Here is a 20,838-nt window from a genome sequence, read left to right as displayed (position 1 = left end):
TTATAATTTTATATCTTTAAATATTTTTGCGCATACGATATCTAGACCGTGCATTCCATCAAAAAAATCCTCATTTTTTAGCATATATGTATGTGGATTGTATGAGCCTAATACTTGAATGTTGTTTTGTTTAGCAAAATTTTTTAAATATATTTCTATATCGTTGATAATAGTATATTTGGGATTTTGTATTAGCAAATCATAAGTATATGGATTGTATGGTGGAAGAAAAAAATAAATTTTTGTTCCATTTAAAATTAAATGTTTTATAAAATCTTCAAATATTTTTGTATTGCTTAGATACTTAAACATCTCTAAAGAGTAGACTTGGTTATTTATAGCATACGCAATAGCATCTCGCTTTACTCTATTAGTATCTGGATATCTGTATTCGAAAGGATAGTGTAGCGAGCCATCTGACTCTCTTAAATAATCATCTATATTTGTATCTTTTACTATATAAAATTTCTCTTTTTTTAGTGATGAAATATTGGTTAAAGTATATTCAATAGATAATAATTTGAATATATTATTTGATATTTTTGTAGTTTTTTCTTTTGTGTTTAGTAATTTGTTTTTAAACTTCAAATAATAATCTCCAAATGATTTATATCTGTTTTGACCATTGTTTTTATTAAAAATCCATGGATCTATGCCTATTATTATGTTTTTAGGATAGTTTTTAAATTTATCATAATGAATTTGTATAAGTCCAAGATAATCTTCTAAAGATGCTCCTGAAACTCCATAATTATGAAATATTATATTATCTGCTATCATTTTTGTTCTAAGTTGCATTATTCTAGAGCTTCCTATAGCTACAAAATCAGGTTCTTTTTTTAAATTTAAAATTATATGTTGTTTAAAAGCCCTTTCATCAAAATTTTGCAATCCAGCAATTATATTGCCTTCTGCTAATTTTTGTGTAGCCAAATTTATATTGTTATTTCTACCAAAAATATTCAAACTATCAACATAATAATTAAATACAGATATGCAAAATATTGATATTAATGTTATAAATATCCAGAAATTTAATAATTTTTTACTTTTCATGGGTTTTCCTAGAAATTAAAATATAAAAATTCAGAGATTTTACTTAATGATAAAATGCTATATGAAAATATAAGACTTGATAAAAACATTATTTTATAATTTAATTTGGTATTTAATAAATGCATAGAATTCTTGAAACATAATGTTAATAAAAAAGATAAAAATATTAGAATAATAGTATATCTATTTCCTTGTATATCTGCAAATAAAGATCCAAATTCCACACCAAATTTACTTAAAAATGTAAGTTTATTTGATAAAAAGCTTGGCAACACAATCCCACTTAGCCCACACATTCCTTTAAGCACTTTGATAGCATCTTCCCACTCTTTAGCTCTAAAAAATACCCACGCTATATTGATAAAATTAAATGTAATAAACCAAGCAATGATTTTTGGTAGTTTGAGATTTAGGCTTTTCCAAATCCTATGAATGACTAGTGCAACTCCATGCATGAATCCCCAAAAGATAAACGTCCATCCAGCTCCATGCCAAAGTCCACCAAGTATAAAAGTAGCTAGTAGATTTCTATAAGTACGCCAGTACCCCCCCCTATTGCCGCCAAGAGGTATGTAGAGATAGTCTCTTAGAAATCTACTAAGTGTTATATGCCATCTTCTCCAAAAGTCTTGTATATCAAGAGCTTTATATGGAGAGTTGAAGTTTATAGGTAGTTTTATATTAAATAGCAGTGACGCTCCTATAGCCATATCACAATATCCACTAAAATCAAAATAAAGCTGAAATGTATAGCTTAGACTTGTAGCCCAAGCTTCTATAAGAGTAAGGATTTGCGCATTGTCAAATCCATTATTTGCCCAGACAGCAAATGTATCTGCGATCACAACTTTTTTAAATAGTCCAATAGAAAATATAAATAGCCCAAGAGCTATGTTTTTGTAGTTTTTTACCCAGTTAAATTTGCTAGCAAATTGAGGCATCATATCTTTATGATGGAGTATTGGTCCAGCAAGAAGGTGTGGGAAATATGTCACAAATAGCATATAATGAACCAAACTATACTCTTTTGCCTCACCTCTATAAGCATCTACTAAAAATGCTATTTGAGTAAAGGTAAAAAAGCTTATGCCAAGAGGGAGCACTATGTGAGGTAGTGGCACATCAGAGCCAAATATACCATTAAAGTTTTCAAGTAAGAAATCTGTATATTTAAAATATCCTAGTAAAATCAGATTAAAAGCAATACCAAAAATCAAAATAGTTTTTGAGTTTATCTTTATTTTATTATGATTTACAAGGCTTAATCCAACTGCGTAATTGACAAATATAGAAAGTAGTATCAAAGGCACATAAATAAAATTCCAATATCCATAGAAAAACAAGCTTGCAATGACTAAAAATATCTTCGCTCCTAAAATTAGTCTTTTGCCTAAAAGATAAAAATATAATATAAAAGTAAATGGTAAAAATAAGAATATAAACTCATAACTATTAAAGAGCATGATAATCCTAAAGGTTAAATTTGAGCTAAAAGATTAACTTAAATTTGGTTAAAGTTGGGTTAAAGTGAGCTATCTTTACTATTTGGGTATTCTAAAACAGCACAAAGCTTCACTCCATATAAAAATATTATCCATGATAGATATATCCACACAAAGAAAAATAGTAATATCGAAAATGAGCCATAGATGCTTGCGTATGTTTTGTTATAAAATGCGTATTGCACGAAAAACCACTTAGAGATCGACCAAGCCAGCGAGCTGATAAATGAGCTTATAAGCACGGTTTTTAGCGAAATTTCGCGGTTTATGATGATGAGATAAGTGATAGCGAATATCGCCCAAATAATAAGATAAGGAAAAATCGCAAGGAAGTTTATCTCGCTTGTATATTCGCTTTGATTTAGCGTATTTTGGATTAAATTTGACAGGTAAAACGACATGGCTAAGCCAAGAGGCATAAGGGTAATGAGCGTCCAGTAGTTGCTAAGACTTCGCCAAAATCCACGACTCTTCGCCCCTGTGATCTTAGAGACGACATACTCAAAATCACTAAAAAACATAATGCTAGTAAAGATAATAGCCACAAATCCCATTATTCCAAGACTGCTTGAATTACTTAAAAACTGATCGATGTAGTTTGTGATACTTTCTTGATGGCTTGGGAGTAAATTTGAAAAAATAAACTCTTTTATCTTGGTGTAATATCCAGAAAAGCTAGGCATTTGCGTAAAAATAGATAGAGAAATCAGCAAAACTGGAATGATAGAAAGCATAGTATGAAAGCTAAGAGACGCAGCAAAATGCAACAGATCTTTATCTTGCCATTTTTTATAAAAGTTGCAAATCGCCATGTAAGTCTTAGCTAAGCTCATCAAAGCCCCATTTTAGCTGGATTTAAGATATTGCTTGGATCAAAGGCTTTTTTGATAGTTCTAAAGAGATTCATCTCAGCTTCACTAAATGCAAGGTTCATAAATGGAGCCTTGCTAAGCCCGATTCCATGCTCTCCAGAAAGTGTCCCGCCAAGCTCGACTGTAGCTTTGAAAATCTCAGTTATAGCCTCGTGACCTCTTTTTACAGCCTCAGGATCACTTGCATCGACCATTACGTTTGTATGGACGTTGCCATCTCCAGTATGCCCGAAGCACGGCGTTGTGACGTTAAATTTAGCTGAAATTTCTTTGATTTTTTCTAGGAGTTCTGGAAGCTTTGAGCGTGGAACTGTGATGTCTTCATTTAGTTTTAGGCTTCCATAGCAAGTTATTGCTTGAGAGCAGTTGCGTCTGGCAAACCATATATCGCTACTTTCGTTTTCATCTTTTGCTACTCTAAACTCACTAGCGCCGTTTTGCTTGAAAACTTTTTCTATCGTCTTTAGCTCTTCATCTAAAACGCCTAAATTTGATCCATCGACTTCGCTTATGAGTATGGCTCCAGCGTCTCTTGGCAGACCTTTATTAAATTTATTCTCAACTGCGTTTATGCTAAGATTATCCAAAAATTCCATTGCTACTGGTGTCACGCCAGCTGCCATTGTCTTATAGACTGCGTTCATAGCGTCATTTACGCTAGGAAACACGCCCATTGCGGTCTTTTTAAATTTAGGCTTTGCGATGAGTTTTAAAGTGATCTGAGTGATGACTGCAAGACTTCCTTCACTAGCTATCAAAATGCCAGCTATATTGTATCCTGCGACATCTTTTATGGTGCGTTTGCCAGCTCTTATGATATCTCCGTTTGGTAGCACTGCTCTTAGAGCCATTACATAATCTTTTGTGATGCCGTATTTTGCAGCTCTCATGCCACCAGCGTTTTCGCTGACATTGCCACCGATTGTGCTGTAGTTTTCACTAGCAGGATCAGGCGGATAAAACAGCCCAAGCTCTTCAACTGCTTTTTGAAGTTTCATATTGACTAGACCTGGCTCGACGACTGCGACCATGTTTTGCATATCGATTTCTATGATTTTGTTCATGTGTTTTTCAAAGCTCAAAACAACTCCGCCATTAGCAGCTAAAGCTCCACCAGTAAAGCCGCTTCCAGCTCCACGAGGGACGATGACAATGTTATTTTGGCTGCAATATTTTAGTATATCGCTTACATCTTGTTCGTTTCTTGGAAATAGCACGCCATCTGGCTCAAAGCGTTTTTTAGTAGCGTCATAGCAGTAGGCTATTTGATGGGCTTTATCAAATTTAGCATTATCTTCGCCTAATAGTTTTTCAAAGTATTTTATATGAGCTTTATCCATTATTTATCCCCTAATAATCTTTTATAATATTTGTTGTAATTGCCGATTTTAGCGCTATCAAGCTTCCAAAATACGGTATCTATATCTGTAATTCTTGTATAAAATGGAAGTTGATAATAACTTATATCTTTGCTTTTGAATTTTTTAAGCACGTTAAAACTACCACAATCAGCAAAAACAGCTTCGCCATCAAGAGCTATAAATATAACTCCAGCTGCGTTTTGAGCGCACATCAAACGAAAGTCATTTTTGCTTGGGTTTGGCTTGTATTCATAGCTTAGATATGAGCCCATCATATCTGGATGAACGAAAGTTATATTTTTAAAATGATTTGTTATTTCTTTGAAAACTTCTTCATTCGGAGCGACTATCAAAGCTCTATCGTATAGGTAGTTTAAGACTATTTCGTCGCCATTTTCTGGTAGTATTTTTGGGATAGGCAACGCTGGTTGTTTTAAAGAGTCAAAAAGCTCGAATCTAACCTTGGCAAACCCAGCTTTTTTCTCAGTTACTACAGCTCTTGCGATGATAGATTTACTTCCGTCGCTAAATTTATGCATCACGATGCCACTACTTCCTACTATGATATCTTTGCTATCTGTTATCTCTCCAAAGCCATCATCAGTTGTATTAAGTAGCAAACTATATGTCGTTTTCATATCAAACTCAGCACCAAAAGCAAAACTACACAGCATTAAAAATAAAATCACGACTTTTTTCAAAAGTATCTCCTATTGTTAATTTGATGTGATTATAGCCAAATTTGTTTAAATTTATTGTTTGTTATAAAATTTTTAAGTTAAAAATACAATACATTAGTAGAATATTTATTAAAATAATATGATTATATAATTTATTTGTAATGCTATTTATAAATAATTACTTATATTTTAATATAAAAATATAATATTAATCAATAATAATCTATTAAACGAAAACTACGATTTAGTGGTACTTATATTAATTATAATAAATCTAAGAAATATAATTTAATTTTATATTAATATTTCTAAATATAAAATTATCAAGTAATACAAATGGGGTTTATATTGGTTGATTAATATAAAGATATACCGTAGTAATACCTTATATCTTTATAGATAGCACCATATGGTTTTGTAATGTGTCCTATTCCCAGATCATATGGTGTTTTTTCGTAGATGATTTATAAGAAGGTGATATGAAGAGTGTGTTATTAATAATTGTATTAGTAAATTTGCTTTTAGGAGATAGCTTTTTAATAGGCGTTGATATCAAATATAAGGATTTGGTTAAAGATCTAATCTATGAAATGAAATCCGCAAATAATAACTTCAACATAGAACCAGTATATAATACAAAAGAACTTTTGATTTTATCTCAAAAACAATCAAAAGATTTAAGTTTTATAATATCTGATAGAGATTTTTTAGCTGTTCAAAATATAGATATGGTTTCTTTATCAAGATTAGGAAATATACTTTTAGCTACTGCTAATACTAGCAAAGATGGGGTTGTGAGTATTACTATAGCAAATGGCAAACCGCATAATAAAGAATTAGGTTTGATTGTATTTAAACTATGTAGCCTAAATGCTAGTTGTACGGATTTTTTGAATTTATTAAAAAATGATAATACCAAAAAAATATTTCAGAAATACGGATTTTAAAATTTGATTTAGGTATATGATAATGATAGATAAAAGAGATAATGTTTATCCAAGTATGGAAGATGCTGTAAAGTCTTTTCATGCAGCCCAAGTATTTAAAAAATCAAAAGCAGATATAGTAATAAAAACAGAAAAAAAATATCAAAGAGATTTAAACAAATACTTACAAAATATATCCAAACATTTAAAGGATAAATTGTGACAGAATTTTATTTGTTTACAGGAACTATAAAATGCTTAAAACTTGTTAGAGATAGATATGGCGTGCTTAGGTATTATTGCAATCTAAATGATAAGATGTTAATATTTCATAAAGATATGTTGCGAAGAGACATAAAAAACGATGATGTTGTATTCGTAAAATGTACTCGCATACAAAATAATACTTTTTTAGTGTTAAAAATGTTTAAAATTGAGTAAAATTACGTTTAGGATCTTTTGTGAATATATTTTTTTATATATCAATATCATTATTATTAATTTTTATGATAATATTAATAACAACATTACTTTAAGGCTTTTATAAATGACTAGAAAAATAATTTTAATAATATCTATGCTCTTAGCTTGTGTCTATGGCGATGATTTTGATGATGGTGTGGTGAGCTATCATCAAGGAGATTATGATAAATCAGAGCAGGTATTTGAAAATAGCTGTAAAAGTGGCAATATGAGAGCTTGCTCATCTCTTGGGTATCTTTATGTAAATAATAAAAAAAATCCAAATTTGGCTATAAAATACTATAATTTATCTTGCTTGAACGGTGATTATAGAGCTTGTAATAATCTAGGTGCAATATATGCAAACGACCAAAATACATCTTATGATATGGCAAAGGCTTTATTTGTACAGTCATGTGCTAATGGCATTAATGGTGCTTGCGCGAATTTACATACTATATATACAGTCGAGTGTAATTTATCAAATTTCACCAGCTGCAATGAGCTTGGTGTCTTATACGAGTATGGCAAGGGTGTTGTGAAGCATTATGTGTATGCTACTAAGCTATATCAAAAGGCATGCGATGGAAATGACGGGCTTGGATGTAGTAATCTTGGTGCGATGTTTTATAAAGGATTTGGCGTAGAAAAAGATATAAATAAAGCTAAAGAATTTTTTGAAAAGGGATGTTTTTTAGGTAATGAAATCGCTTGTAAAAATTTACAAGCCTTAGATAGGACTTAACAGTAGCTTTAGATATATAATATAACTAATAGTAATATTTTTTGTTTAAATTTTTGCAAATTGTAAGTAAGTTTAGTGTAGAATTATGCGATTTTATAACAAGGAATATTATGATTAAAAAACTTTTTATATTTTTATTTATAGCTTTAAATTTATATGCAGCCAAACCAAGCGTTGAAGAGCTAACATGGCCAAATGGCGAAAGCCTTTTGATGTTTTTAGAAAATAACAAAATACCATTATCACTATATTATAACCTAGAAAAAGAAGATCAAGAGCTAGCTAGTGAGATCACGACTGGGACTAGATTTCAGATACTAAGAGACGATGATGATGAGATATCTCAAGTCTTAATCCCTATAAGCGATGAGCTTCAAATCCACATCCACAAAGACAAAATTGGTAAATTTAACCTAGATTTTATCCCTATAATATACGAAAACGAAGATAGAATTTTAAGCATTGATATAAATCGCTCTCCATATCAAGATATCATAGAAAATACAGGAAATTTAGCTCTTGCAAGTGCTTTTATGAACGCTTTTAAAGGTAGTGTTGATTTTCGCGGATTAAAAAAAGGTGATAAACTCATCATCACTTATAGCCAAAAAAGAAGAATGGGAAGAGTTTTTAGCACTCCAGATATCAAAGCTGCCATGATACAAATCCGTGGCAAAGCTGAGTATGTTTATCAATATGATGGTAGATTTTATGATAAATTTGGCAAAGAACTTGAAAACTTTTTCTTAGTAAAACCAGTTAAAAATGCAAGAATCAGCTCAAGATTTACGCCTAAAAGATTTCATCCTATACTAAAACGCTATAGAGCTCATCTTGGTATGGACTACGCTGCCCCAAAAGGAACTAAAATCTATGCTGCTGGAGATGGAACTGTGAGCTTTGCTGGCAAAAAAGGCGGCTATGGCAATGTGCTTACCATAAACCACGCTGATGGCTATATGACACTATACGCCCACGTAAATGGCTTTGCAAGTGGTATGAAAAGAGGCAAAAGTGTAAAAAAAGGTCAGCTAGTGGCGTATGTAGGAAACACAGGCATGAGTACTGGTCCACATCTCCACTTTGGGCTATATAAAAACAATAAAGCCATAAATCCAGAATCAGTAGTAAAAATCACAAAAAGCGCACTTGGAGGCAAAGAAAAAGCAGAGTTTAACGCTCTAGTAGCTACTTATAACAAAGACATCGACAAAGGCTTGGGCGACCATAAAAATTATCCAAAAGAAGAGACTTTTGAGAGTGTGATAACATTTTAGGTTCATAAATGAATAAAGAGCTAGATGAAGTAAAAGAGCAGTTAGAAAAACACTTTGACGATGCGGCCGATCTCAGTGCAGCAGACCTTGCAGAGCATCTAAAAGTACTTAAAAAACACGATGAAGATGAGTATGCTAGCTATCTTGATAAGCTAGATTCTGCTAGTCTTGGCGAAGTCGCTATAGAGATGCCAGATCACATGCTCAAAGACGTGATCGAAAATGTCTCAAATGACAAGATAGTTGAGGCTATTGAAGAGCTAGAAAGCGATGACGCCACAGACTTGCTCCAATACATCGAAGAGATCGATGAAGAAAAGGCTAAAGAGCTGTTTTGCTCTCTTGAACTAGATAGCCAAAAAGAGATTAGTAAGCTTATAAACTATGAAGAGAGTGAAGCTGGAGCATATATGCAAACTGAGCTTTTTTCAGCTAGGCTTGATGAGAAGCTAAGCTCAGCCATAACTCGCTTTAGGGTGATGAAAAAAAACGGTGACATAGAAAACGTTTTTCAGCTTTTTGTAGTCGATAAAGACGGGATTTTGCATTACGCTGTGCCGATAGAAGATCTTTTAGTTTTTGATTTTAATCAAAATTTACAAACTATAGTAAAAAACAGCGAAGATGACAAATACAAACCGCACTCAGCACTTGATACAGACGATATAAGCGATGTTGCGACTATGGTTAGGGATTATGATCTAAGTGCGGTCGCAGTGGTCAATAAAGCTGGAGTCTTGCTTGGTCGTATCACCACTGATGATATACATGACTTCTTAGAAGATAGCGCAACGGAGCAAATTTACCACCTAGCTGGAGTCGATGATGAAGCTGAGGATGAAGATACTTTGTTTAAGGCTGGCCGCGCACGTGCGCTTTGGCTTTTTGTAAATTTAATCACTGCTATTATCAGTGCTTCTATCATAGGGTTATTTGATGAGACTATCGAGGCTTACGTGGCTCTTGCGATACTTATGCCAATAGTAGCAAGCATGGGTGGTAACACAGGCACGCAAGCCCTTACGGTTACTGTGCGTAGGCTAGCACTTGGTGATATAGAGTTTAGCAATGCAAAGAGCGTTTTAGGGCGTGAAGTAAGCATCGCACTCATAAATGGAGTTATATTTGCTAGCATAATGGGCGTTATAGCTTATATTTGGTTTGGGGTGAGTATGCTTGGGCTTGTTATAGCTATATCTATGGTTATAAATTTATTTTGTGCTGGTTTGTTTGGTACTTTGATACCTCTTGGACTTAAGAAATTCAATATAGATCCAGCTGTAGGAAGCTCAGTGCTACTTACTACTGTGACCGATGTCGTTGGATTTTTCAGCTTTTTAGGACTTGCAAAGTGGATACTATTATAAAAAATTTAAAAATCGTTCCTTTAGAAAAATCAAAATTTGTAAAGCCGTTTAGCATTTTATACACTCAAGACGGCAAAGAAAAAAAATGGGATTGTGTAGAAGCTCACGATAGTGTGTCTTGCGTGATGTACCATAAGGAGTTTGATTCGTTTTTGTTCGTCAAGCAGTTTCGCCCATCTCTTTGGTATTATCAAAAGAAAAACGATATTTGCTCTGATGAGCCTGGATTTACTTATGAGCTTTGTGCGGGTATACTTGATAAAGGTCTAAGCCCAGAAGATACAGTGGTCGAAGAGATTTTAGAAGAGACTGGATATGAGGCGACAGTCGTAAAGAAGATAACTAGTAGCTACACAGCTCTTGGATTTGGTGCAAATCGCCAAACTGTTTTTTATACCATTATAGATGAAAGTATGAAAAAAACAGCTGGCGGTGGCGTCGATGATGAGCGAATCGAGCTTGTTTTTGTCAAAAAAGATGAGATTTTGGAGTTTATTTATGATGAAACCAAAGTCAAAGCTCCAAATTTACAGTTTGCTTTGCTTTGGTTTTTACAAAATGCAAAGGTCTAAAAAAGGCTTTTAAGACCTTTTATGAGTTCTTTTGCGTCATTTGATTTAGTAGAGTTGGACTCTTTGCCGCCAAGCAATTTTTCTAAGCCTTTTTCTATCTTATTTTGTAGATAGTTTGATTTTGCATCATATTTTGGATTTTGCGTTGTGCCTGTTATTTTGACGCTTATATCGGTTTTTTCTACATTCATATCTATCGGTATATTTAGAGCCTTTGTGGCTAAATTTATTGTGCCTTTTGTGACGTTTATATCGGATTTTGGAGAGCTCATTTGCTCTTTGAAAGTGACTAAATTTTGATTTATATCGCCTTTTATATAGCCATTTTTATACACTTCGCTTGTGATATCGCGGTTTAGGATTAGGCTGACTGTGTTTGTAAGCTCACTTTTGCTTAGTTTTCCTTCTAATATATCTGCGTCAAATTTGCCTTTTTGGGTGCTTAAATCATAATTTGCTTTAAGATTTCCGCTACCTTCATAAAACTGAGCGTAGCCTAGCATTTTCAAAAGATCAGCTATAGCAAATTTATCTATATTTAAGTTTATAAGATTGTCATTTAGGCTGGATTTTAGCTCGCTTCTAAAGAGTTTTGAGTTTAGCGTGGCTTGTAGATTTTTATCAAATTTAACCTTGCCGTTTGCATTTAGTTCGCCATTTAGTTTGGCTCCAGTGATGAACTCTAGGCTTGATAAATTCGCAATATTTGCTATATAATTTGCATTTAATATATTTTTATTTATATCAAACTCGCCGTCAAATTTGGTTATTTTAGCTAAATTTGAGTTTAAATTTGAGCTAAAATATACTATTGAGTTTGTGAAATTTGGCTTTGAATTTAGGCTGAATTCCACGTTTTTTGGAAATTCTTTGCCAAGAAGCTCACTCATATTTTTTTGATTTAGCTTGCCGTTTGTGATACTCAAAACGCCGTTTCCATTTAGATTTTTTATATCAATTGTGCTTAAATTTATATCAGCATTTATCACACCATCGCCAAGAGGTTTTTGGTTGGTAAGCACAAATAAATCATGCAAAGATGCGTTTTTTACGCTTGCTTTTAGATTTTGCCCTTGCAAGCTTGCCTTGATCTCTCCACCAAAAGCATTGCTTAGCAAATTTAGATTTTCTAGCTTATCAGCTTTTAGTTTTGCGTCTGCTTGAAGGCTTAGTTTGCCGTTTAGCTCTTGATTTATTATCTCTTTAAATTTGCCAAGATCGCTCACGTCTGCTTTTAGGCTTATATTTGAGTTTTTTGTATTTAGATCATAATTAGCGTTAAGAGTGCTTACTTGTAGCAGATCTGAGTTTAGGCTGGAGTTTGATTTGACAAGACCTTTATCGATGTTGATATTTGTGTTTAGAGCAAAATCAATGTTCGATTTTAGGCTGGAGTCGATGATTTTATTTAGCTCAGAGCTTTTTAAATTTGCTTTTGAGATTTGCAAGTTTGCCGTGCCACTCATCAGGGCTGGCTCATTTAGTTCATTTATCTTTACAATGCCGTTTATATCGCCATCTGCTAGTGGAGCGATAGAAGCTAATTTTAAGATTTGAGATAGTTTTAGATTTTTTATTTGAGCATCTATTTGTGAGTCTTTTAGCTTCGCGCTCACAGTTCCGCCAAGCCCTTTGATGTCTGCATCTAAGTAGTCTAGCTTGCCTTGTACTGCTTTAGCATTGCCTTTTAGTAGTATTTCGCCGTTTAGTTTTTGCTTGATTATTGGCTCAAGCTTGGCTAAATTTGGTATGCCAAGATTAAAATCTGAAGTAATTTCGTTTTTATCCATGTCATAAAGCGTATTTAAGGCAGCAGCCACGGCAATTGGGGTTGAAAGCACGGTTTTTGCGTGCACGATTTGGTTTTGTATGGCTATATCTGAGCTTAAATTTAGAGCGAAATTGGCTGGCAAAGTGATATTGAAATCATCTTTGATAAGCTTAGAGTTTAGATATGAGCTTACGGTCATGAGCTTTGCGTTGCCAGATTGATTTTGATCTTTGTACGCTATATCTGCTACCAAATTTAGCTTGCCAGTTGCGTATGGTTTTTGGTTTGCTAAGACGAGCAATTCATCTATATTTAGCCCTTTGGCATCTAGTTTTAGCTCTTTTGGGGCAAAATCAAGCACTCTTGAGCTAAATTTAATATCAGATCCAGCCACTATGCCAGAGCCGTTTGCTATGAAGTTTTTTAGTTTGCCGTTTGCATTTCCGCTTAGCGATACTTCCTTTGCCCAGTTTAGCCCAAAGTTTTTCAAAGTAGCAGCACTTAGCTTGTAGCTCATATCAAAGCTTTGAGAAAACAGATTAAAACTTGCATTTATGTCTAAATTTAGATCTTGATTTATGTTTATAGTGGTATTTAGCGTGCTTGAAGTGAGCGTAAAACTACTTAGTTTTATAGGTATTCCACTTTTTTGCGTGGCGTAATTTTCTATATATGGTTTTAGAAGTTTGTTTCCAGCACTGCTAAATAAAACAGCGTAAATAAGGGTAAAAAGTGCAACAAAAATAGCAAAAACATAAGCCAAAATCTTCATAAACATATCCTTGTAATTTTTATTATCATTATAACACTATAATGTAAAGGAAAAGTTAAAATGTGGTTTTATAAAGTTGAGCCGATTAGACTAAAATTTGATGATAAATTTAGCTTTAGGCTCTTGACTTTGAAGTAAAATTATGATATATTTTCATCACTCAAAAGGTAAGAGTGCTAATTACAAAAATAAAAATAATCATATTGAAAGGGAATAAAATGAATTTTCAACCACTTGGAAAACGTGTTTTAGTAGAACGCGAAGAAGAAGTCAAAACAACTGCTAGCGGTATCATCATACCAGATAACGCTTCAAAAGAAAAACCATCAAAAGGTAAAGTTGTAGCCGCCAGCAAAGAAGCTGAGGGCGTAAACGAGGGCGATGTAGTTGTATTTGCAAAATATGCAGGCAGCGAAATCGCACTTGATGACAAAAAATACTTAGTTTTAAATTTAGAAGATGTTTTAGGAATAATTAAATAAGGAGATAAAAATGGCAAAAGAGATTATATTTTCAGATGATGCAAGAAACAAACTTTACGAAGGTGTCAAAAAGCTAAACGACGCTGTTAAAGTGACAATGGGACCACGCGGTAGAAACGTGCTAATCCAAAAAAGCTTTGGCGCTCCAACTATCACAAAAGACGGCGTAAGCGTAGCTAAAGAGATCGAGCTTAAAGATACTATAGAAAATATGGGTGCAAGCTTGGTTCGTGAAGTTGCTAGTAAGACAAATGATGAGGCAGGAGATGGCACTACTACTGCTACAGTTTTGGCTCACGCAGTTTTCAAAGAGGGTCTTAGAAACATCACTGCAGGAGCTAATCCAATCGAAGTAAAACGCGGTATGGATAAATTTGCTGAGGCTGTGACAAATGAGCTAAAAGCAGCTGCTAAAAAAGTAGACGGCAAAAAAGAGATAGCTCAAGTAGCGACTATTTCAGCAAATAGCGATAGCACAATCGGTGATTTGATCGCTGAAGCTATGGAAAAAGTAGGCAAAGACGGCGTAATCACTGTAGAAGAAGCAAAATCAATCAATGATGAGCTAAATGTTGTTGAAGGTATGCAATTTGACCGTGGATATTTAAGTCCATATTTCATCACAAACGCAGAAAAAATGCAAGTTGAGCTAAGTAGTCCATTTATACTTTTATTTGATAAAAAAATATCAAATTTAAAAGACTTGCTTCCTGTCCTTGAGCAAATCCAAAAAACAGGCAAACCACTTTTAATAATCGCTGAAGATATCGAGGGCGAAGCTCTTGCAACTTTAGTTGTAAATAAACTTCGTGGTGTTTTAAATATTTCAGCTGTAAAAGCTCCTGGTTTTGGCGATCGCAGAAAAGCTATGCTTGAAGATATCGCTATTTTGACTGGCGGCGAAGTCGTAAGCGAAGAGCTTGGCAGAACACTAGAAAGCGCTAGCTTACAAGACCTTGGACAAGCTGACCGCGTCGTAATAGACAAAGATAATACAACTATCGTAAATGGCGCTGGAGATAAAGAAGTAATTGCAGCTAGAATTAATCAAATCAAAGCTCAAATAGCTGAAACTACAAGCGATTATGATAGGGAAAAATTACAAGAAAGATTAGCTAAACTAAGTGGTGGCGTTGCAGTTATAAAAGTAGGTGCTGCTACTGAAACTGAGATGAAAGAGAAAAAAGATAGAGTTGATGACGCTCTAAATGCTACAAAAGCAGCTGTTGAAGAAGGTATAGTCGTAGGTGGTGGTGCAGCACTAGTCAAAGCCGGAAACAAAGTAAGCCTAGATCTAAAAGGTGATGAGCTAATCGGCGCACAAATAGTAAAACGTGCTCTATTTGCTCCGCTTCGCCAAATAGCTGAAAATGCTGGATTTGACGCTGGTGTGGTAGCAAATGCTGTAAGCTGCTCAGAGTGTCCAAACTATGGCTTTAACGCAGCAAGTGGCGAATATGTAGATATGTTTGAAGCTGGTATCATCGACCCAGTCAAAGTAGAAAGAGTTGCTTTGCAAAACGCAGTAAGCGTGGCAAGCTTGCTACTAACTACTGAAGCTACAGTAAGTGAGATCAAAGAAGACAAACCTGCTATGCCAGCAATGCCTGATATGGGCGGTATGGGTGGCATGGGCGGAATGATGTAACCCATAAACCAACATAAAGTCTCCTTTTTAGGAGACTTTTATTTTCTTCTAAATTTAATATTATTCAAAATCTTAATAGCCAAAATCGTAAGCACAGTACCTATAATAATAGAAGCTCCTATCTTTTCGCCTAAAAATGAATAGCTCAAAATAATCGCAGAAAACGGTACAAAAAACACAAATGAGCTGACTTCAGCCGCTCCAAGCTTCGTAACTCCCAAAAAATAAAATGCATTTGCAAAAACTGTCGCGCCAAGTGATATGAGAGCCATATTTATCCAAAAAATATAATCAAACTCGCCAAAGCTAATTTCATCAAATTTGACAAACAAAACCGCATCTATAAAGCTGGTTGCAATGTAGAGATAAAAGGTAAAAACAATCGGCGAAATCTTGGATTTGGCACTTATGATAGTCAAAATAGCCCAAGTAATCGCAGCTAAAATATAATAAATATTTTGTGGGGCTAGTAAATTTGCAGTGTTAAACTCCCAAATACGTAGCATTACAAGCACGCCTAAAGCTCCTAAGAGTAGGGCAAAGCCATCTTTTTTGCTAACCTTTCTTGCTCCAAGGATAGCCAAAAACACAAAAGTGATGATAGGTATCATCGTCGTAACCATAGCCCCACCAAGGCTTGCGGTGCCATATTTCGTGCCATAGTAGAAACAAAACATATAAAACACAAGGCAAAATCCAGTCAAAATAGCTACAAACAGGCTTTTTAAATCTATTTTAAAAGAGTGTTTCATCGCCAAAATCACAGGAATCATGGCTAGAGCTGATATGCCAAAACGTATAAAAATCAGATCAAATGGATTAGAATAATTTACCAAAATCTTCATATTGACCCACGATCCACCCCAAAAAACCATAGAAATAAACAACAAAACGTAAAAAATATTTTTACCTAAGCTCATAAATTTACCTTTAAATTTGTTAAAAACTGGTAATTATAACACTTTTAAGGTATTTTTTAGTATAAAAATTTAGTAAAATCAAGATATAATAAACTTTAATAAATTTAAAAGGAATAAAATGGCAAAAGACAGCAACGGTAATGAATTAAACGCAGGGGATAGCGTAACAGTTATTAAAGATCTTAAAATCAAAGGCGCAAGTAGCACCATAAAACGTGGCACAACCGTAAAAAATATCAAACTCACAGGAAGCCAGAGCGAAGTAGAATGCAAGATAAGTGGAGTCGGAACAGTCGTTTTAAAAACAGAATTTCTCAAAAAAATCTAACTCAAATTTAGGTTTGAAGCTAAATCAAACCTAAATAAATCCAAGCAATGGTATGACTACAAAAAGCGTCGCCATAGAAAATAAAATCTCAAAAGTCGTGATAGAACTCATTAAATTTACGTCGCCCCCAAGTTCTCTTGAAAGTATGTGAGATGTCGGAGCTGTAGGCATCGCAGCGTACAAGGTAGCCACTGCTAGATAAAGCCCATTAGCCCCCATAATCTTAGCTAAGAAATACGCAATGATAGGCAATAAAATAAGCTTAGCAAATGAACTTATAAAAAGCTCCTTTTTAGCTGAGCTTATGGATCTTAGCTCAAATCCCACGCCCACAGACAAAAGTCCCATGGGGAGTGCTGCGTGGCTTAGGATAGAAAGAGTTTTAAAGACAAAAATAGGTATAAAAGCATTTGTCAAATTTACGATATAGCCGATCACACAAGCGACTATGAGTGGATTTTTGGCTATTGTTTTGGCGAAATTTCGCATAGAAAATTTGCCATTTTTAAGGTAAATAGCAAAGATAGATATGCAAAGCACATTTACAAAAGGTATGGCAAAAGCTATGATTATGGCTGCGACTACTAAGCCGTCTTTGCCATATATTGCAGAAGTAAGGGCTAAAAACACGTATGTGTTAAACCTGATTCCGCCTTGCACGACGGAGGTAAATGCACTGTTTTTAAAACGAATTATCAAATTTAAAAGCACCAAAATAACTAGCATAATACTAAGTGATCCAAGCGAAGAAAAGACCACATTTATGGTTTTAGATATGTTTAAATCGACACTTCCAAGCTCATACACAAGCAAGCACGGCATCAAAACATAATATGTAAATTTATCCATTTTAGGCCAAAATTCTGTAGAAGGAAACTTAATATGCTTAAAAAAATATCCAGCGCTTATAATCAAACAAATAGGTAATAGCGCGTTAAATATATACTCCATTGCTTTGCTCCAAATTTGGTTTGTAAAAGTGGATTATTATAGCACTTTTATGGGTTTTAAACAAAGTTTTTAAGAAAATCTAAGATATAATTTGCAAAACTAAATTTAGGAAAAATATGGAAATCTATATACTTTTTGGCTCTATTATTTTGCTGCTTTGTGTGGCTATTATTTATCTGTTTTTTAGGCTAAATAAGCTTAAATTTGAGCTTATTTTAAAAGAGCAAAGCTTAGTAAATTTGCAAAATAAATTTGATAAGCTAGAGATTTTTAAGCTAAATTTAGAAGATGAAAATGCTAAATTTAAATCTTTGATTTTGGATTTGCAAATGCAAAATACAAGACTTCAGACTAAATTTGATGAGCAAATTTCTATAAATAGTGAGCTTAAAACTCGCCAAAATGAGCTAGATACAAAAACTAGAGAGTATTTTGATCTAAAAGTAGCTCAAATGAGTGAAAATCTGCTAAATTTGAACACAAAAAATTTAAGTCAAAACTCACAAAAAATCCTTGAAAATCTCATAACTCCACTCAAAAATGAGATGGAAAAATACCAAAAAGAGAGCCTAAACACAAACACGACTTTCAAAACCAACTTTGAAAATCTCAAAACTGAAACCAAAAACATAATGACCCAAGCCAAAAATCTAGCCGACGCACTAAATGGCAACAAAAAAGTGCTTGGCAACTGGGGAGAAATCCAGCTTGATAGCGTTTTGCAAGGCAGCGGGCTTGTTTTGGGGACGAATTATTTCAAGCAAGTTGGCTACAAAGATGACAGGGGAAATCAAAAATATCTTGATGTGGTAATTGACTTTGGCGAGGGCAAAAAGGCGATAATCGATGCAAAATGCTCGCTTGTAAATTACAATGCGTATTTTAATGCGACCGATCTAGAAAAGCCAGCTTTTGCAAAGGCACTTGCGGGTGACGTGAAAAGACATATTGACCTCTTAAGCTCAAAAGAATATCAAGATTATGACACCAAAACCTACGAATACATATTTATGTTTGTGCCAAATGACAGCATATTTTACACAGCGTTAAATCAAGATAGCACGATATATGAATACGCATATGAAAAGGGTATTTTCATCACTACTCCACTCACGCTTTTGATGGCTCTTAAGACTGTCTATATGTGCTGGAGAAATCTCAAAAGCGATGAAAACGCTATGAAAATCCTAAATGAAGCTGGTAAGATGTATGATAAATTTGGAGTATTTTTAGAGCAGTTTGAAAAGCTAGAAAACCAGCTCCAAACAGTATCAAAAACCGTGCAAACTAGTAAAACAACACTTTTTGAAGGTTCTGGAAATCTACTTGGTAGATTTGAAAATATCAAAAAACTTGGTGCAAAAACAAGCAAAAATATAAATAATGCTTTGCATTAATACAATATTAGTATTATAATTTAATTTTATAATTTATATTGACTTAATGAAAATTAAATTGTATAATGCCAATTGTTTAAACCAAGGCCTTGGATTTTAGTACTTAATTTTTAAAATTCAAAGGAGAATACTATGTCTTTAAAAAAGGTTTTTATACTTATGCTAATAGCCATAACTTCGGCTTTTGCTAAGCCTACTATCTACATACTTGCAACTGGTGGTACGATAGCTGGAAGCTCATCAAGCTCATTAAGTAGCGCTTATTCATCAGGTACGCTCACAGTCGATAAACTCATCTCCGCAGTTCCGCAAATAAGCCAAATAGCCACCATAAAAGGCGAACAAATCTCAAATATCGGCTCTCAAGAGATGAATAATGAGGTTTGGCTAAAGCTTGGCAAACGCATAAATGAGCTTTTATCTAGCGGGCAAGCTGATGGCGTAGTAATCACACACGGCACGGATACTATGGAAGAAACTGCGTATTTTTTAAATTTAGTTATCAAAAGCGATAAGCCAGTTGTAATGGTCGGAGCTATGAGAAACTCTGATTCTTTAAGTAGCGATGGTCCTTTAAATTTGTATAATGCAGTCAGCGTGGCAGTAAGTAAAGAAGCTGTCAGCAAGGGCGTTTTGGTCGTGATGAATGATGAAATCCACGCAGCTAGAGAAGTGACTAAAACAAATACAACTGCAGTTGATACTTTCAAATCACCAAATACAGGCAAAATCGGCAGCGTCATATATGGAAATGCTAAGTTTTATATGCAACCAACAAGAAAACACACAAAAAATAGTGAGTTTGATATAAGCAAAATTAATTTACTTCCACGAGTAGATATAATCTTTAGCCATTCAAATGACAATCCAGATTTTATCAACACTTCTGTAAAAAATGGAGCAAAAGGCATAATCAACGCCGGAATGGGAAATGGAAATGTCTATCCATCTGCACTTAATGCATTAGCAAATGCTGTTCAAAACGGCGTTGTGGTTGTCAGAGACAGCAAAGTAGGTAGCGGAGAGACAACAAATCCAGGTGAGATAGATGATGCTAAATTTGGATTTATAACAAGTGATAATCTAAATCCAGTTAAAGCTAGAGTGCTTTTAATGCTAGGACTTACAAAGACAAATGATCCTAAAAAACTTGAAGAGTATTTTTTAGCTTACTAACCAAAAGCCCCTTATTCTGGGGCTTTATATTTTATTTATTGATTAATATTTTTACCAAATCACTTTCTTTTATGTTGTTTTTAGCCACAAATTTTTCTACGCTTATATCTTCAAATTTCAAATTATTTTTGTTTAAAAATTCATTGAAAGTATCTTCATTTGTACTAAAAGCAAGCTTGGCTTGACTTAGGCTTAACTGTAAAAAATTAGCATAAACATCTTTAAATGGTGGTTTTTGTCCATTTGGCATGAGCTCTAAACTTACTATACTAATAGCAAGTAAAATGGCAATGGCTATTAGCTTTTTACCTATAAAATACTTTTTAAAAAGCGTTAAATTTGCGATTATATGGACGATACAAGCTACTATCATTGCAAGTCCTACGTATTCATGAAGTAGCTTCATAGCTCCATTATTTAAGTGAAAAAACATAAGCACACCAGTTACACCAACAACTATAAATGTAACAATAGTGGCTGTTGTACCGATTGGTTTTGTGAGTTTCATTTTGTATCCTTTTTGTTTTGTGAGTGGAATTATAAATTTGCGATGTTAAAAAATTGTGAATTAAA

20 protein-coding genes are annotated in these 20,838 nt (G+C 33.9%); 11 read left to right on the top strand and 9 right to left on the bottom strand.

Annotated elements, in window-relative coordinates:
• The 5 genes from CIG1485E_RS04750 to CIG1485E_RS04730 are packed head-to-tail and all read right to left on the bottom strand — an operon-like array spanning position 1 to position 5,492.
• Entirely contained in the window at positions 1-1,056 is a 1,056-nt protein-coding gene (locus CIG1485E_RS04750; protein WP_038454280.1) for a hypothetical protein, read from the bottom strand.
• A gap of 8 nt (positions 1,057-1,064) precedes the next feature.
• On the bottom strand, positions 1,065-2,519 hold the full coding sequence (locus tag CIG1485E_RS04745; protein WP_038454278.1) for an MBOAT family O-acyltransferase: 1,455 nt from the start codon (positions 2,517-2,519) through the stop codon (positions 1,065-1,067).
• A 59-nt stretch (positions 2,520-2,578) separates the two neighbouring features.
• Positions 2,579-3,391 carry a YihY/virulence factor BrkB family protein gene (locus CIG1485E_RS04740; RefSeq protein WP_197408294.1) on the bottom strand — a complete coding sequence of 271 codons (813 nt, stop codon included), beginning with the start codon at positions 3,389-3,391 and terminating at the stop codon, positions 2,579-2,581.
• Positions 3,391-4,770, bottom strand: coding sequence for an FAD-linked oxidase C-terminal domain-containing protein (locus CIG1485E_RS04735; RefSeq protein ID WP_038454276.1), 1,380 nt, complete (start codon positions 4,768-4,770; stop codon positions 3,391-3,393). Before CIG1485E_RS04735 ends, CIG1485E_RS04740 begins: the two co-directional genes overlap by 1 nt.
• Positions 4,770-5,492: a plasminogen-binding N-terminal domain-containing protein gene (locus CIG1485E_RS04730; protein ID WP_038454274.1), complete on the bottom strand. Its 723-nt coding sequence runs from the start codon at positions 5,490-5,492 to the stop codon at positions 4,770-4,772. Before CIG1485E_RS04730 ends, CIG1485E_RS04735 begins: the two co-directional genes overlap by 1 nt.
• Positions 5,493-5,959: 467 nt before the next feature.
• Here CIG1485E_RS04730 and CIG1485E_RS04725 point away from each other — a divergent pair, with 467 nt between their 5' ends.
• The 6 genes from CIG1485E_RS04725 to CIG1485E_RS04695 all read left to right on the top strand — a co-directional run bounded on the left by CIG1485E_RS04725 (position 5,960) and on the right by CIG1485E_RS04695 (position 10,820).
• The gene (locus tag CIG1485E_RS04725) at positions 5,960-6,418 is read left to right on the top strand and encodes a hypothetical protein (RefSeq protein WP_144242172.1); all 459 of its coding nucleotides are present in this window, start codon (positions 5,960-5,962) and stop codon (positions 6,416-6,418) included.
• Positions 6,419-6,440: 22 nt separating this feature from the next.
• On the top strand, positions 6,441-6,620 hold the full coding sequence (locus CIG1485E_RS04720) for a hypothetical protein (RefSeq protein ID WP_038454270.1): 180 nt from the start codon (positions 6,441-6,443) through the stop codon (positions 6,618-6,620).
• A gap of 324 nt (positions 6,621-6,944) precedes the next feature.
• On the top strand, positions 6,945-7,604 hold the full coding sequence (locus CIG1485E_RS09200; protein WP_051870926.1) for a tetratricopeptide repeat protein: 660 nt from the start codon (positions 6,945-6,947) through the stop codon (positions 7,602-7,604).
• A 110-nt stretch (positions 7,605-7,714) separates the two neighbouring features.
• Positions 7,715-8,881 carry a peptidoglycan DD-metalloendopeptidase family protein gene (locus CIG1485E_RS04705; protein ID WP_038454266.1) on the top strand — a complete coding sequence of 389 codons (1,167 nt, stop codon included), beginning with the start codon at positions 7,715-7,717 and terminating at the stop codon, positions 8,879-8,881.
• Between the two features lie 8 nt (positions 8,882-8,889).
• A complete protein-coding gene (gene mgtE, locus CIG1485E_RS04700) occupies positions 8,890-10,248 on the top strand; it encodes a magnesium transporter (RefSeq protein WP_038454264.1) in 1,359 nt (452 codons plus the stop codon).
• Positions 10,233-10,820 (top strand): NUDIX domain-containing protein, encoded by a 588-nt coding sequence (locus tag CIG1485E_RS04695; RefSeq protein ID WP_038454262.1) that lies wholly within the window; start codon positions 10,233-10,235, stop codon positions 10,818-10,820. The genes mgtE and CIG1485E_RS04695 overlap by 16 nt, the downstream gene beginning before the upstream one ends.
• Here CIG1485E_RS04695 and CIG1485E_RS04690 read toward each other — a convergent pair.
• Positions 10,817-13,363, bottom strand: coding sequence for a hypothetical protein (locus CIG1485E_RS04690; RefSeq protein WP_038454260.1), 2,547 nt, complete (start codon positions 13,361-13,363; stop codon positions 10,817-10,819). The genes CIG1485E_RS04695 and CIG1485E_RS04690 overlap by 4 nt on opposite strands.
• A 218-nt stretch (positions 13,364-13,581) precedes the next feature.
• On the opposite strand from CIG1485E_RS04690, the gene groES reads away from it, so the two are divergent.
• Positions 13,582-13,845, top strand: coding sequence for a co-chaperone GroES (gene groES / locus CIG1485E_RS04685; RefSeq protein ID WP_038454258.1), 264 nt, complete (start codon positions 13,582-13,584; stop codon positions 13,843-13,845).
• A gap of 10 nt (positions 13,846-13,855) precedes the next feature.
• Positions 13,856-15,493, top strand: coding sequence for a chaperonin GroEL (groL, locus tag CIG1485E_RS04680; RefSeq protein WP_038454256.1), 1,638 nt, complete (start codon positions 13,856-13,858; stop codon positions 15,491-15,493).
• Between the two features lie 38 nt (positions 15,494-15,531).
• Here the strand turns inward: groL and CIG1485E_RS04675 are convergent, their stop codons facing one another.
• Positions 15,532-16,413 carry a DMT family transporter gene (locus CIG1485E_RS04675; RefSeq protein ID WP_038454254.1) on the bottom strand — a complete coding sequence of 294 codons (882 nt, stop codon included), beginning with the start codon at positions 16,411-16,413 and terminating at the stop codon, positions 15,532-15,534.
• A 118-nt stretch (positions 16,414-16,531) separates the two neighbouring features.
• On the opposite strand from CIG1485E_RS04675, the gene CIG1485E_RS04670 reads away from it, so the two are divergent.
• Positions 16,532-16,741, top strand: a complete 210-nt coding sequence (locus CIG1485E_RS04670; RefSeq protein WP_038454252.1) for an alkylphosphonate utilization protein — start codon at positions 16,532-16,534, stop codon at positions 16,739-16,741.
• A 30-nt stretch (positions 16,742-16,771) separates the two neighbouring features.
• Here the strand turns inward: CIG1485E_RS04670 and CIG1485E_RS04665 are convergent, their stop codons facing one another.
• Positions 16,772-17,590, bottom strand: a complete 819-nt coding sequence (locus CIG1485E_RS04665) for an AEC family transporter (protein ID WP_231723665.1) — start codon at positions 17,588-17,590, stop codon at positions 16,772-16,774.
• 218 nt (positions 17,591-17,808) lie between these two features.
• Here CIG1485E_RS04665 and CIG1485E_RS04660 point away from each other — a divergent pair, with 218 nt between their 5' ends.
• On the top strand, positions 17,809-19,089 hold the full coding sequence (locus tag CIG1485E_RS04660) for a DNA recombination protein RmuC (RefSeq protein WP_038454247.1): 1,281 nt from the start codon (positions 17,809-17,811) through the stop codon (positions 19,087-19,089).
• 132 nt (positions 19,090-19,221) lie between these two features.
• Positions 19,222-20,265: a type II asparaginase gene (locus tag CIG1485E_RS04655; protein WP_038454245.1), complete on the top strand. Its 1,044-nt coding sequence runs from the start codon at positions 19,222-19,224 to the stop codon at positions 20,263-20,265.
• Between the two features lie 31 nt (positions 20,266-20,296).
• Here CIG1485E_RS04655 and CIG1485E_RS04650 read toward each other — a convergent pair whose 3' ends face one another.
• Entirely contained in the window at positions 20,297-20,773 is a 477-nt protein-coding gene (locus tag CIG1485E_RS04650) for a DUF4405 domain-containing protein (protein ID WP_038454243.1), read from the bottom strand.
• Positions 20,774-20,838: the final 65 nt, after the last annotated feature.

Source organism: Campylobacter iguaniorum (assembly GCF_000736415.1).
Classification (GTDB): Bacteria; Campylobacterota; Campylobacteria; order Campylobacterales; family Campylobacteraceae; genus Campylobacter; species Campylobacter iguaniorum.
Note: the sequence above shows the minus strand (reverse complement) of the source record. Positions and strands in the feature narration are given on the sequence as shown.

Bases quoted from the DNA above. Each gene is read 5' to 3' on its own strand.
- CIG1485E_RS04690 (WP_038454260.1), bottom strand. From the start codon at position 13,363: ATGAAGATTTTGGCTTATGTTTTTGCTATTTTTGTTGCACTTTTTACC.
- CIG1485E_RS04735 (WP_038454276.1), bottom strand. From the start codon at position 4,770: ATGGATAAAGCTCATATAAAATACTTTGAAAAACTATTAGGCGAAGAT.
- CIG1485E_RS04655 (WP_038454245.1), top strand. From the start codon at position 19,222: ATGTCTTTAAAAAAGGTTTTTATACTTATGCTAATAGCCATAACTTCG.
- groES (WP_038454258.1), top strand. From the start codon at position 13,582: ATGAATTTTCAACCACTTGGAAAACGTGTTTTAGTAGAACGCGAAGAA.
- CIG1485E_RS04745 (WP_038454278.1), bottom strand. From the start codon at position 2,519: ATGCTCTTTAATAGTTATGAGTTTATATTCTTATTTTTACCATTTACT.
- groL (WP_038454256.1), top strand. From the start codon at position 13,856: ATGGCAAAAGAGATTATATTTTCAGATGATGCAAGAAACAAACTTTAC.
- CIG1485E_RS04650 (WP_038454243.1), bottom strand. From the start codon at position 20,773: ATGAAACTCACAAAACCAATCGGTACAACAGCCACTATTGTTACATTT.
- CIG1485E_RS04665 (WP_231723665.1), bottom strand. From the start codon at position 17,590: ATGGATAAATTTACATATTATGTTTTGATGCCGTGCTTGCTTGTGTAT.
- CIG1485E_RS04675 (WP_038454254.1), bottom strand. From the start codon at position 16,413: ATGAGCTTAGGTAAAAATATTTTTTACGTTTTGTTGTTTATTTCTATG.
- CIG1485E_RS04720 (WP_038454270.1), top strand. From the start codon at position 6,441: ATGATAGATAAAAGAGATAATGTTTATCCAAGTATGGAAGATGCTGTA.
- CIG1485E_RS04705 (WP_038454266.1), top strand. From the start codon at position 7,715: ATGATTAAAAAACTTTTTATATTTTTATTTATAGCTTTAAATTTATAT.
- CIG1485E_RS04740 (WP_197408294.1), bottom strand. From the start codon at position 3,391: ATGAGCTTAGCTAAGACTTACATGGCGATTTGCAACTTTTATAAAAAA.
- CIG1485E_RS09200 (WP_051870926.1), top strand. From the start codon at position 6,945: ATGACTAGAAAAATAATTTTAATAATATCTATGCTCTTAGCTTGTGTC.
- CIG1485E_RS04660 (WP_038454247.1), top strand. From the start codon at position 17,809: ATGGAAATCTATATACTTTTTGGCTCTATTATTTTGCTGCTTTGTGTG.
- CIG1485E_RS04670 (WP_038454252.1), top strand. From the start codon at position 16,532: ATGGCAAAAGACAGCAACGGTAATGAATTAAACGCAGGGGATAGCGTA.
- CIG1485E_RS04750 (WP_038454280.1), bottom strand. From the start codon at position 1,056: ATGAAAAGTAAAAAATTATTAAATTTCTGGATATTTATAACATTAATA.
- mgtE (WP_038454264.1), top strand. From the start codon at position 8,890: ATGAATAAAGAGCTAGATGAAGTAAAAGAGCAGTTAGAAAAACACTTT.